This window comes from Streptomyces pinistramenti, assembly GCF_020564935.1.
GTDB lineage: Bacteria > Actinomycetota > Actinomycetes > Streptomycetales > Streptomycetaceae > Streptomyces > Streptomyces pinistramenti.
Window position 1 is genome coordinate 1 of sequence record NZ_JAJCXB010000026.1, and the last position, 12,675, is coordinate 12,675.

Consider the following 12,675-nt stretch of genomic DNA (forward strand, 5'->3'; position numbering starts at 1 on the left):
GGGGCGGGGGTGGGTTCGGGGGTGGGGGGACGGCGCCCCGCCAAGTCCAGCCCCCATCCCCCCGCTACCTCACCCCCGGATTTCCCCCGAGCCGCGGGCGATCAGGCGGGTGGGGATCTCCACCCGCCGCGGGGCCTCGTCGGTGCCTTCGAGACGGCGGAACAGCAGTCCGGCGGCGGTGCGGCCGAGGCGGGCCGCGTCCTGGGCGACGACGGTGATCGCGGGGCGCACGAGGTCGGCCAGTTCGAAGTCGTCGAAGCCCACCAGTGCGACCGGGCGCGGGTGTTCGCCGAGCACCCGGACCACGGTGACGGTGACGCGGTTGTTGCCGGCGAAGAGCGCGGTGACCGGCTCCGGTGCGTCCAGCATCGCGGCCGCCGCGGCGCGTACGCGCTCGGGTTCGGTGGTGCCGAGGGAGACCCAGGCATCCGCCACGGAGAGTCCGGCGGCGGCCATCGCGGTGCGGTAGCCGCGCAGCCGCTCCCGCGCGGTGTGGATCCGCGGCTGGTCGCCGATGAAGCCGATCCGGCGGTGGCCGTTGGCGATGAGGTGGGCGACCGCGTCCTGGGCGCCGCCGAAATTGTCGGAGAGTACGACGTCGGCGTCGATCCGGCCGGGCGGGCGGTCGACGAAGACGGTGGCGATCCCGGCGGCGATCTCCGGCTCCAGGTAGCGGTGGTCGTCGCCGGCCGGGATGACGACCAGGCCGTCCACCCGCCGGGCGCACAGCGCGAGCGCCAACTCCTGTTCACGGGCCGGGTCTTCGGCGCTTGAGCCGTTGATGAGCAGCGCGCCGTGGCTGCGTGCGACCTCCTCGACGGCACGGCTCAGCGGCCCGTAGAAGGGGTCGGCGAGGTCTTCGAGTACGAGGCCGATGCTGGCGGTGCGGCCCTTGCGCAGGGTCCGTGCGGAGTCGTTGCGACGGAAACCGAGCGCGGTGATGGCCTCCTGGACGCGGCGTTCGGTGTCGGGGGTGACGCCCGGTTCGCCGTTGACCACCCGCGAGACGGTCTTGAGGCCGACCCCGGCGCGCGCCGCGACATCCTTCATCGTGGGCCGGGTGCCGTAGCGGCGGGAGTTGCCCCGGGCGGTGTCGGTCACGGTGCGGGGTCCTGTTTCTGTCGGCTGCGGCGGGTGGCGTCGAGCATAGCCTCTAGACAACGTTGTCAACTGCGGGAAGACTGGCGTTCTCAGACCGGGCCGCTCCCTTCGGCTCCCCGCGCTCACCAGGAGATTCGACACCGATGCACACGGACCTCAGCGCAGCGCTCGACATCGGCGGCACGAAGATCGCCGGCGCTCTGGTGGACGGACACGGCCGGCTGCTCGTACGGGCGTCCCGGCCCACTCCCGCGGACCAGGACGGCGCGGCGGTGATGCGCGCGGTGGCCGAGGTGATCGGTGAGCTGACGGTGGAGCCCGCCTGGCCGCGGGTGGCCGCGGTCGGCATCGGCAGCGCGGGCCCGGTGGACGCGTCGGCCGGGACGGTCAGCCCGGTCAACATCCCCGGCTGGCGGGACTTTCCGCTCGTCGACGGGGTGCGGGCGCTGGTCGGTGACCGGCCCGTCGTGCTGGTCGGGGACGGTGTGGCGATGACGGCGGCCGAGCACTGGCAGGGCGCGGCGCGCGGCCGGGCCAACGCGCTGTGCATGGTGGTGTCCACCGGTGTCGGCGGCGGTCTCGTCCTCAACGGCCGCCTGCACACGGGCCCCACGGGAAACGCCGGCCACATCGGGCACATCAGCGTCGAACTCGACGGCGAGTCCTGCCCGTGCGGTGCGCGCGGCTGTGTGGAACGGATCGCCAGCGGCCCGAACATCGCCCGCCGCGCGCTGGCCAACGGCTGGCGGCCGGGGGTCGACGGTGACGCGAGCGCCGCGGCCGTGGCGCTCGCCGCGCATGCCGGAGACCCGGTGGCGCTCGGCTCGTTCGAGCGGGCCGCGCAGGCGCTGGCGGCCGGGATCGCGGCTACCGCGACGCTCGTCGAGATCGACATCGCGGTCATAGGCGGCGGCGTGGCAGGCGCCGGAGATGTCCTCTTCGCCCCGCTGCGCCGAGCCCTCCGGTCCTACGCCACACTCTCGTTCGTGGCGGACCTTACGGTTGTACCCGCGCAAATGGGGACGGATGCCGGTCTGGTCGGTGCCGCGGCCGCCGCGCAACAGTCACGTCTCGATGCGTTCGTCCCGATGCCCTGAGCCACGACCTGCGGCCCGCGCGCACCGTAGTCTGGTGCCGACCGTGAACGGGCGGTCAGGACGACGGCAGCGAGGGGATCGACGACGTGGCATCGGGGGAGCGTGAGCAGCGCGGGGCGGACGATGAACGGGGTTCGGACGCCGTGACCGGCTCCGGTCGGCCGGATGACGGTGCGGCGAAGGAGCCGGGGCGGCCCGGCGAAGCGGTACGGAGCGGGTGGGCCCGGGACGGCGACGACGACCTCAACGGCCGTGTCCTGGGCGGGCGTTACCGCGTCACCGGGCGGATCGGCCGCGGCGGCATGGGCGTGGTCTGCCGCGCCGTCGACGAGGTGCTCGGGCGCGAGGTCGCCGTCAAGGTCCTGCGCGCCTACACCGACGCCTCGGCGCCGGAACTGGCCGACCTGCGGACCCGTATGCAGCGCGAGGCGCGCGCGGCGGCCCGTATCCGGCACTCCGGCGTGGTCACCGTCCATGACGTGATCGACGAGGCCGGCCGCCCCGTCATCGTGATGGAGCTGGTGGACGGCCCGTCCCTGGACGACGCGATCGAGCAGCGGGGCGCCATCGACCCGCGGGAGATCGCCGGGATCGGCGCCCGGGTGACGGACGCGCTGGACGCGGCCCACCAGGCGGGCGTGCTGCACCGCGATGTGAAGCCGGGCAACGTCCTGCTGGACCGCAGTGGCCGGGTCGTCCTCACCGACTTCGGCATCGCCAGCATCGAAGCCCCGGACGACGGCGCCGCCACGAACATCACGCGCAGCGGCGAACTGGTCGGCTCGCTCGACTACTTGCCGCCCGAGCGCGCGCAGGGCATGGACCCGACCCCGGCGTCGGACATCTGGTCGCTGGGCATGACGCTGTACGCGGCGGTCGAGGGCGGTGGCGCGCCGTTCCGCCGTACGTCGGTGTGGTCGACGCTGACCGCGATCGTCACCGAACCGCTGCCCGAGCCGCAGCACGCCGGGCCGCTCGCGCCGGTGCTGCACGTACTGATGGCGAAGAATCCCGCGGACCGGCCGAGCGCGGCCCGCGCGCGCGAGCTGCTCCAGGCGGTGGCCGACGGGCGCGACCCGATGGGCAGGCCGGTGCCCGGCGCACCGCATCTGCCGACCGCGACGGACATCCGGCCGCTGGGCCCGCCTCCGCCGCCGCGACCCCTCGGCCCGGAGGTCTCCGGCGCCGTCAACGCGGCCGGTGTTCCGGCGAGTTGGCTGCCGGGTCCGGGCGCGGCGGCATCCGGCGCCGACACCGGAGCGAGTATCGGGGATCAGCCCACCACTGTCGTACGTGGCGGGCCCCCGCGTGGCGCCGGCGGACCGCCCCAGGATCCGCAGGAGCGCGAGCCGGCCCGCAGGCGCCGCCGGGTCGGCCTCGCGGTGGCCGCCGTGCTGGCCGTGCTGGCCGCCGGCGGCGGAGTGACGTACGCGCTGGTCGGCAAGGATTCGGGCGAGACGGTCGCGCAGGGCGGCCCGCGGCCGACGGCGTCCGGCAGCCCGACCCGCGCCGCCGAGCCGAACACCCCGGCCGACGGCGGCGCGGACGGGACGGCGGACGAGAGCAAGGGGAAGGGCAAGGACAAGGAGAGCCCGAGCGCTTCGCCGTCACCGGCGCAGGAACCGTCGGACGGCCCTGCGTCGCCCGGCCCCAAGCCCGGTGGCACGGGCGGGAGTTCGGGGCACCATGGCGGCGGCGGTACGGGTGGCGGCGGCTCGCACGACGGCGGCTCCGGAGGGTCGGGCGGCAGCGCCGGCTCCGGTGGCGGGGGTACCCCCACCGAGAGCACCTCGTGCGCCCCGGGCGACGCCGGCAAGACCAACTGCCAGGTGTGGCGCGCCGCCACCTCGTACACCCCGTCCTTCCAGCAGGTCGGCACGCTCAACAGCGGCCCCAACTACTTCTACTGCCAGGCGAAACTGGGCCGCCGCGAGACCTACGGGAAGTGGACCAACGTCTGGTGGGCCAAGACCGACGACGACAGCGGCAATGCCGGTGTGTACGTCAGCGTCGTCTACCTCACCGGCGGCGGGAACGACCAGCCCATCCCGGGGCTGGGGGTCTGCTGAGTCCGCGGCGCGACGGATGCGGGGGCCCGGCGCGCCGCGGACGGTTCAGGAGCCGGACCGTCCGGCGCCGGGGGTCTTCCCTTCGGCGGAGATCCGGTAGACGACGGTGCCGTGCGGCGGGACGTCCGCCGCTACGGCGCCGGTGGTGTGCTGGTCGGTGTGCTGCCACAGGTCGCGCAGCCGGTACCGGTCGGCCTGCGGCAGGCCGGCCGCCGTCGCGCTGGTGGTGATCTTCTGCGCGGTGTCCGTTTCGTTGAACAGGGCGACCGCACGGTCACCGTTCGCCAGCTCCTTGACCAGCGTCCAGCGGCCGTCCGTGGACTCCAGCACCGTCGCCTGCTTGCCCAGCGCGTCCTGGTCGAGCGCGATGACGTCCTTGTTGTCCAGGATCTCGTACGTGGCCGCGGTCGCCGTGCGCAGGTCGGAGCCGATGAGCAGCGGCGCGGACATCATCGACCAGAGGGAGAAGTGGCTGCGGTATTCGGTGTCGGTCATCCCGCCGTTGCCCACCTCCAGCATGTCCGGGTCGTTCCAGTGTCCTGGCCCGGCGTGTGGTGCCAGCGGCAGGTTCTGCTTGAGGATGTCCAGCATGCTCGACCAGTTGTCACTGATGTCGCCGGTGGTACGCCACAGGTGGCCTACGTCCGCCGCCCATTCCCAGGGCTTGTTCTCGCCCCATTCGCAGATGCTGTAGACGATGGGGCGGCCGGTGGCCTTGAGGGCGTCGCGCATCGTGAGGTAGCGCTGCCGGGCGTCCACACCCTGGTTGTTGCAGTTGTCGTACTTGAGATAGTCCACGCCCCAGCCGGCGAACTGCCGTGCGTCGGAAGCCTCGTGGCCGAGCGCTCCGGGGAAGCCGATATCGCTACAGGTCTTGGTGCCGGCGCTGGTGTAGATGCCGAACTTCAGGCCCTTGGAGTGGACGTAGTCGGCGACCGCCTTGATGCCGTGCGGGAAACGCTGCGGATCGGGGACGAGTTGGCCGTCCGCGTCCCGTTCGGGCAGCGCCCAGCAGTCGTCGAGATTGACGTACTGGTAGCCGGCGTCCTTGAGGCCCTTGTCGAGGAAGAGGTCGGCGATGCCCTTGACCATCTCCTCGGTGAAATCCGGGCGGCAGTGGGTGGAGTTCCAGTTGTTGAACCCCATGGGGGGAGTGGCGGCGAGGTCGCCGGGCAGCGCGGGTGCCTCACCGGGGCGGGCGGCGGGCGCGGCGCTGCGGGCGGCGGCGGGCAGGGCGGTGGCTCCGGAGGTGCACAGCAGCGCGGCGGAGACCGCTCCGACGAGGATCCGCCGGCGCCGCCTGGGGGTGGTGCGCGGGTGCAGGTGCATGATCACGTTCTCCGTCCTCGGACGAGGTGCAGGGAAGTGCCGGGGGAGGTGCGGTGGGGTGACCGTGGCCCGGATGTCGCCATGTACCGGTCATTGACGGGCGCGTGATTACGGTAGGGCTTGTTGGAGTCTGTTGGAAGAGGTGGGGAGGCTTGAGGAGGGTTGTGGGTCGCCAGGGGGAATTCGTAGCGGGAGGGCAGGATTTGGGCTGGATGTCGGTGGGACGGTGAGGGGATCGTTCGGTTCTGTTGGATTCGGCGAGGGGTGGGGGGAGTTGATGAGGTGGGTTGGCGACACGGGTGCTTGTCGTCCCTTCGGTCCCGTCGGGTCTTCTCCCGGATGCCGTGGGCCGAACGCTCCATGAGGTGAAGGCCCGGGACCGATATCGGGGTGTTCTCACCGCACTTCAGTGGATTCCTGTCCGCGGCATTCCGCAATTCCCTTGGCAGCAACGGTAATTCGGCATGGATTCCCTGTTACGGGGAAGGCGTGACGTCCGGGCCGGGCCGTTCCGGCGGGCGATGGGCCGCCGTCATATGCAGATCCCGTCAGGCGTGACGCCGGTATGCGGGCGGGGGGTTTCGGTGCGGGAAGCGTTGGGGAGCGCTTGTTTGCCGAGGGCTTCGCGGGGCGGGATGTGGCGGATGGCATCCCCGTCGTGGCGCATTCCGCGACCGGCGCGCGCACGGGGGCCGCGCAGTCCCCCGGGTACGCACCGCCGCCGGAATTGCGCGCGGTCCCCGGTTGCGCGTGCGGCCCGTGATACGCAGCGTTGGCGTGGCAGGGTGGTGCGGGCAACTCACCTGGGTCTAGGGAAGAGGGGAAACCGTGATCGTCTGGCTGAACGGCACGTTCGGTGCGGGCAAGACCACTGCGGCTCAAGAATTGCTCGACCTGCTTCCCGGAAGCACGCTCTACGACCCGGAACTCCTCGGTTACGGCCTGCGGATGATGCTGCCCGCCAAGCGCCTCGCGGAGGTCGACGACTTCCAGGACCTGCCGGCCTGGCGCCGGATGGTCGTGGACACCGCGGCCGCGCTGCTGACCGAGGTGCCGGGGCCTCTGGTGACGCCGATGACGCTGCTGCGCCAGGAGTACCGCGACGAGATCTTCGGTTCCCTGGCGGCCCGCCGCATTCCGGTACGGCACTTTCTGCTGGATGCGGGGGAAACGATCCTGCGCGAACGGATCGCCTGCCGCGAGGAGAGCGCGGGCGACGACGAGGGCGCGGCGCAGGCACGCCGCTGGAGCCTGGACCATCTCGGCCCGTACGCCGAGGCGTTGCGCTGGCTCAAGGGGGACGCGCACGTCGTGGACACCGGGCTGCTGACGCCCCGGGAGACCGCCGAGCAGATAGCCGAGGCGGTCCGCTCCGGTACTGGCGACTGCGGCATCGTGCAGACCCCGGAGCCGACCGCCGAAACCCTCGCCGCCGGTGTGCTGCTCTTCGACGACGAGGACCGGGTGCTGCTCGTCGATCCCACCTACAAGCCGGGCTGGGAATTCCCCGGCGGCATCGTCGAACACGGTGAGCCGCCCACCCGCGCCGGCATCCGCGAGGTCGCCGAGGAACTGGGCCTCCAGCTTCCCCGCACGCCGCGGCTGCTCGTCCTCGACTGGGAGGCGCCCGATCCGCCCGGATTCGGCGGCCTGCGGCTGCTGTTCGACGGCGGCAGGCTCACCGACGACCAGACCCGCGGTCTGCTGCTGCCCGGCTCCGAGCTGCGTGACTGGCGCTTCGTCACCGAGGCCGAGGCGGAGCGCATGCTGCCGCCGGTGCGCTTCCACCGCCTGCGCTGGGCCCTGCGCGCCCGTGAGCAGGGCCGCCCGCTCCTGCTGGAAGCGGGCGTGCCGGCCGGCGGCTGAACCGCCCGCGCGGCGCCGTCCCGACGGGACAGGAGGCCGCCCCGGTTGATCCGGAGGCGGCCCCGCCCGGCAGGCGCGCCGGGTACCGCTGTCAGGCCCGGCTCGCCGCGTACTGCTGGAGGAACAGGGCCTCGGCGAGCGAAAGCCGCTCCAACTCCTGCGGGGAGACGCTCTCGTTGACCGCGTGGATCTGCGCGTCCGGCTCGCTCAGCCCGATCAGCAGGATCTCCGCCTCCGGATAGAGCCCGGCCAGGGTGTTGCACAGCGGGATGGAGCCGCCCATACCGGACGTCTGCATCTCCTCGCCGTCGTACGCCTCGTGCAGCGCCGACGCCATCGACGCGTACGCCGGGCTACTGGTGTCGGCGCGGAACGCCTGGCCCTGGCCGATCTGTTCGAGGGTCACCCGCGCGCCCCAGGGGGCGGCGTTCTCCAGGTGGGCCAGGAGCAGCTTCGTCGCCTCGCCGGCGTCGGTGCCCGGCGGCACCCGCAGGCTCACCAGCGCGCGGGCGCCCGCCTGGACGGAGGGGGTGGCCCCGATGACGGGCGGGCAGTCGATGCCGAGCACGGTCACGGCCGGGCGGGCCCAGATCCGGTCGGCGACCGTGCCGTTGCCGATCAGGCCGACACCGTCCAGCACCTTGGCGTCCTTGCGGAACTCCTCCTCCGGGTACTGGAGGCCCACCCAGGTGGCGTCGGCGGCCAGCCCGTTCACGGTCGTGGAGCCGTCATCGGCGCGCAGCGAGTCCAGGATGCGGATCAGCGCGGCCAGTGCGTCCGGGGCCGCGCCGCCGAACTGGCCGGAGTGCAGATTGCCGCCCAGGGTGTCGACCGTGACCCGCACCAGCGTCATCCCGCGCAGCGTCGCGGTCACCGTCGGCAGCCCGACGCGGAAGTTGCCGGTGTCGCCGATGACGATGGTGTCGGCGGTCAGCAGCTCCGGGTGCGCCTCGGCGTACCGCTCCAGGCCGCCGGTGCCCTGCTCCTCCGAACCTTCCACGATCACCTTGACGTTGACCGGGACACCGCCGTGCTCCTTGAGCGCGCGCAGTGCCGTCAGGTGCATGAGCAGCCCGCCCTTGCAGTCCGCCGCGCCGCGGCCGTACCAGCGGCCGTCCCGCTCGGTCAGCTCGAACGGCGGCGAGAGCCAGGCGGCTTCGTCGAGCGGCGGCTGCACGTCGTAGTGCGCGTACAGCAGCACGGTCGGCGCCCCGGCAGGTCCGGGCAGGAAGCCGTACACGGACTGGGTGCCGTCCGGGGTGTCCAGCAGTGCGACGTCCTGGAAGCCGTCGGCGCGCAGCGCGTCGGCGACCCAGTTCGCGGCCGCCTCGCACTCGCTGCGGGGGAACTGATCCGGGTCCGCGACCGACTTGAAGGCCACCAGCTCGGCCAGCTCGGTCAGGGCACGCGGCTGCAGCGAGGCGACGGTACGGGCGAGCGGGCTGTCAGACATGGAACGCTCCTTGTGGGCGCGGCGTTGAACAAACGGAAGGTCCGGCGGGGTGCCGCGGGGCGGGCCGGACGTGCGGGCGTGAATGCTCCCGATGTTCCCACAGGCAGTCCGCGCGGCAGCGGCCCGTAGGATGCGGGCGGTAGACGCAGCCAGGATCGAACGGGAGCAGAAGCACAGGTGAGCAGCGAGCAGGCAGCCGAGGACAACGAGCAGGTGTGGGACGTCGTGGTGGTGGGCGCAGGGCCCGCGGGCGCCTCGGCGGCCCACGCCGCGGCGTGCACGGGACGCCGGGTGCTGCTCCTGGAGAAAGCGGAACTGCCCCGCTACAAGACCTGTGGCGGCGGCATCATCGGCCCCTCGCGGGATTCCCTGCCGCCCGGCTTCGAGCTGCCGCTGCGGGACCGCGTGCACGCCGTGACGTTCTCGCTGAACGGCAGGATGACCCGCACCCGCAGATCCAAGAACATGCTCTTCGGCCTGATAAACCGCCCGGAGTTCGACGAGGAGCTGGTCAAGGCCGCGAAGGACGCGGGCGCACAGATCCGTACGGGCGTCGGGGTCTCGCGGGTGGAGCAGCACGGCACCGCGGTGCCCGACCGGCGGACCGTCGCCGTGGTGCTCAGCGACGGCGAGGTCATCCTGGCGCGGGCGGTCGTCGGCGCGGACGGCAGCTCGGGCCGGATAGGCGCACATGTCGGCGTCAAGCTCGACCAGGTCGACCTGGGCCTGGAATCGGAAATTCCGGTGCCGCCGACGGTCGCGGAGGACTGGGCGGGCCGGGTCCTCATCGACTGGGGTCCGCTGCCCGGCAGTTACGGCTGGGTCTTCCCCAAGGGCGACACCCTCACGGTCGGCGTGATCTCCGCCCGCGGCGAGGGCGCGGCCACCAAGCGGTATCTGGAGGACTTCATCGGCAGGCTCGGCCTCGCCGGGTTCGAACCGAGCATCTCGTCGGGGCACCTGACGCGCTGCCGCTCCGACGACTCGCCGCTCTCCCGCGGCCGGGTGCTGGTGGCGGGCGACGCCGCGGGGCTGCTGGAGCCGTGGACGCGGGAGGGCATCTCCTTCGCGCTGCGGTCCGGGCGGCTCGCGGGGGAGTGGGCGGTCCGCGTCTCCGAGGCGCACGACGCCGTGGACGCCCGCCGGCAGGCCCTGAACTATGCCTTCGCCATCAAGGCGGGCCTCGGCGTCGAGATGAGCGTGGGCCGCCGGATGCTCGCCCTCTTCTCCCGCAGGCCGGGCCTGCTGCACGCGGCGCTCACCGGCTTCCGGCCCGCCTGGAACGCCTTCGCGAAGATCACCCGCGGGACGACCACGCTCGGCGAACTGGTCCGCACCCACCCGATGGCGCGGCGCGCCCTGGAGACGATGGACCGGTCATGAGGCCGCGCGCCGCGCCCCGGCCACCCTCATGATTCCGTGATGCGGAAAACGGGGTGGCGGGGTGCCGCGGCGAGGAGTTCCTCGTCGCTGGATTCGGCGGTGATCTCGCCGAAGTACGACTTCACCTCCCAGCCCCAGCGCCGGAGGTAGGCCCGCAGCAGCACGGGGGTCTCGGCGGGCGGCAGTTCCACGGCGGTGAACGGGCGGGTGCGGCGGCCGACCTGTAGTCGGCCGCCGCCCGCGGCGCGCATGTTGCGGACCCAGTCGGAGTTGCCGCGTGCCGAGACGAGATAGCGGCCGTCGCCGAAGGTCATCGGGTTGACCGGGATCCGCCGCCAGGTGCCGCTCTTGCGGCCGCGCACCGCCAGGTCGGCGGATCCGGCGAGGCTGATGCCCCGTCGGGCCAGCCAGCCGATAGCGCTGTTGAGGCGGACGGTCAGGCGACCGGGCTTGAGGTAGTGGGACATCTGGTCCTCCGGGGCGTGATCGTGGGCGGCTTCCGCCACGGTGGCGCGAGGTGGTGGTGTTCCCGCACAGCGAGAGCAGTGCTCTCTCCTGAGGGCAGTGTGCGCCATGGGTTCGCGGCACAGCAAGAGCAGTGCTCTCTTTTTTGTGCGGTGCTCCGAACGGTGGCAGACTGCCGTCCCATGACGGCGATCCGAGGGGCCAGGGCGCGGGCCCGCAGCGACATCACCGCGGCCATCAAGGACGAGGCCCGCAGGCAACTCGCGGCCGAGGGTGCGGCGAAGCTGTCGCTGCGCGCCGTCGCCCGCGAGTTGGGCATGGCCTCCTCCGCGCTCTACCGCTACTTCCCCAGTCGCGACGACCTGCTCACCGCGCTGATCCTCGACGCCTACAACGCGATCGGCGAGGCGGCGGAGGCGGCGGATCCCACGGCGCCGGGACGGCCCGCCGACGCCGAAAGGGACACCGCCGTCGACGACGTGGATGCCCTCATCGGCCGCTGGACCGCCGTCTGCGCCGCAGTCCGTTCCTGGGCCCTCGCCCATCCGCACGAGTACGCGCTGATCTACGGCTCGCCGGTCCCCGGCTACCACGCGCCGCGCGCCACCGCGGAGCCTGCGGGCCGGGTCGCCCTCGCGCTGATCGCCGTGGTCCGGGACGCGTACGCCTCCGGCACGCTCCAGGAACCCGCCGGGCCGCTGTCCGACGCGGTCGCGGGCGAGGCGCGGGCCCTCGCGGCGGAGCTGGACATCGAGCTGCCCGCGCCCGTCACGGCGGTCCTCGTCGCCACCTGGGCGCAGCTCTTCGGGCTGATCAGCTTCGAACTCTTCGGCCAGTTCCACCGCGTGATCGAGGACCGGGACGCCTTCTTCGCACACACGGTCCGCCGCCTCGCCGCCGGTGTCGGCCTGGCTCCCCCCTGACCTGCGCCTCCCGCCCCGCTACTCCCGCGGGAGTACGCCCGTTCACTGCCCCGGGCTGACGCCCCCGTGCCGCGCCGTCGTCCAGCGTGACGGGCATGGACAACGCACGGCCGCCGTGGGCGCGGCACTGCCCGGGGGCGGAACGGTGGTTTCGGCCCCCGGGCGAGGCACGCAGCTGCAGAGGGTGCCGCTGACGGAGGGGGCGTGATCCGGGTACTGCTCGCCGACCACCAGTCGCTGGTCAGGGCCGGCTTCAAGGCGCTGCTCGACTCCCGGCCCGGTATCGAGCTGCTCGGCGAGGCGTCGGACGGGCGGCAGGCGCCGGCCGCGGTACGCGAACTGCGGCCCGACATCGTCCTGATGGACATCCGGACGCCGCTGCCCGACGGGCTCGTCGCCACCCGCAGCATCACCGGTGACCCGCAACAGGCCGCTGTGAAGGTCGTCATGCTGACCACCTTCGAGCTGGACGAGTACGTCTTCGAGGCGATCAGGTCCGGCGCCTCCGGCTTCCTGGTCAAGGACACCGAGCCGGAGGAACTGGTGCGTGCGGTGCGGGCGGTCGTCTACGGGGACGCGCTGCTCTCGCCGGGCGTCACCCGCCGACTGATCGCGGAATTCGCCGCCCGCCGGCACGCTGTCCCTGCTGACCGGCCGGGAACGGGAGGCGATGGCGCTGGTCGGCATCGGCCTGTCCAACGACGAGATCGCCCGCCGCCTGGTCGTCAACCCGCTGACCGCGAAGACGCACGTCAGCCGCACGATGGTGAAACCGGGCGCCCGCGACCGCGCCCAACCCGTCGTGCCGGCCTACGAGACGGGATCGGTCCGCCCCGGCCGGCTCGGCTGACCGCCGCGACGGGGCGACCACCCCTGTGCCCGTCAGGGCGGCCGCCTCGCCCGTCTGTACGGCGGCCTCCGCCCCACCCGCACCGCTGCCACTTCTCCGCCCCTCCCGCCCCGTCATGCCGGCCGCCGGGCTTTCCCCC

General features: G+C 72.9%; 8 protein-coding genes and 2 pseudogenes. 6 read left to right on the forward strand and 4 right to left on the reverse strand.

All coding sequences use genetic code 11. The annotated features are described in order from the left end of the window. Positions 1 to 69: 69 nt before the first annotated feature. On the reverse strand, positions 70 to 1,101 hold the full coding sequence (locus tag LIU39_RS19050; RefSeq protein ID WP_227047965.1) for a LacI family DNA-binding transcriptional regulator: 1,032 nt from the start codon (positions 1,099 to 1,101) through the stop codon (positions 70 to 72). A gap of 143 nt (positions 1,102 to 1,244) precedes the next feature. Between LIU39_RS19050 and LIU39_RS19055 the strand changes: the two genes are divergently transcribed. Both LIU39_RS19055 and LIU39_RS19060 read left to right on the forward strand, forming a co-directional pair. Then, the gene (locus LIU39_RS19055; RefSeq protein WP_227047966.1) at positions 1,245 to 2,198 is read left to right on the forward strand and encodes an ROK family protein; all 954 of its coding nucleotides are present in this window, start codon (positions 1,245 to 1,247) and stop codon (positions 2,196 to 2,198) included. Between the two features lie 86 nt (positions 2,199 to 2,284). Then, the gene (locus tag LIU39_RS19060; RefSeq protein ID WP_308409399.1) at positions 2,285 to 4,267 is read left to right on the forward strand and encodes a serine/threonine-protein kinase; all 1,983 of its coding nucleotides are present in this window, start codon (positions 2,285 to 2,287) and stop codon (positions 4,265 to 4,267) included. An 81-nt stretch (positions 4,268 to 4,348) separates the two neighbouring features. On the opposite strand, the pseudogene LIU39_RS19065 reads toward LIU39_RS19060, so the two are convergent. Continuing rightward, a pseudogene (locus tag LIU39_RS19065) lies at positions 4,349 to 5,596 on the reverse strand (glycoside hydrolase family 27 protein); the annotation flags it as partial. 828 nt (positions 5,597 to 6,424) lie between these two features. Between LIU39_RS19065 and LIU39_RS19070 the strand changes: the two are divergent. Next, positions 6,425 to 7,462 (forward strand): NUDIX hydrolase, encoded by a 1,038-nt coding sequence (locus LIU39_RS19070; protein ID WP_227047967.1) that lies wholly within the window; start codon positions 6,425 to 6,427, stop codon positions 7,460 to 7,462. 91 nt (positions 7,463 to 7,553) lie between these two features. Here LIU39_RS19070 and LIU39_RS19075 read toward each other — a convergent pair whose 3' ends face one another. Beyond that, positions 7,554 to 8,915, reverse strand: a complete 1,362-nt coding sequence (locus LIU39_RS19075; protein ID WP_227047968.1) for a dipeptidase — start codon at positions 8,913 to 8,915, stop codon at positions 7,554 to 7,556. Between the two features lie 177 nt (positions 8,916 to 9,092). Between LIU39_RS19075 and LIU39_RS19080 the strand changes: the two genes are divergently transcribed. After that, positions 9,093 to 10,298 (forward strand): geranylgeranyl reductase family protein, encoded by a 1,206-nt coding sequence (locus LIU39_RS19080; RefSeq protein ID WP_227047969.1) that lies wholly within the window; start codon positions 9,093 to 9,095, stop codon positions 10,296 to 10,298. 26 nt (positions 10,299 to 10,324) lie between these two features. Here LIU39_RS19080 and LIU39_RS19085 read toward each other — a convergent pair whose 3' ends face one another. Continuing rightward, the gene (locus LIU39_RS19085; protein WP_227048035.1) at positions 10,325 to 10,765 is read right to left on the reverse strand and encodes a nitroreductase family deazaflavin-dependent oxidoreductase; all 441 of its coding nucleotides are present in this window, start codon (positions 10,763 to 10,765) and stop codon (positions 10,325 to 10,327) included. Positions 10,766 to 10,945: 180 nt separating this feature from the next. Between LIU39_RS19085 and LIU39_RS19090 the strand changes: the two genes are divergently transcribed. After that, positions 10,946 to 11,686 (forward strand): TetR/AcrR family transcriptional regulator, encoded by a 741-nt coding sequence (locus LIU39_RS19090; protein WP_227047970.1) that lies wholly within the window; start codon positions 10,946 to 10,948, stop codon positions 11,684 to 11,686. Positions 11,687 to 11,890: 204 nt separating this feature from the next. After that, positions 11,891 to 12,536: pseudogene (locus LIU39_RS19095) on the forward strand (response regulator). Positions 12,537 to 12,675: the final 139 nt, after the last annotated feature.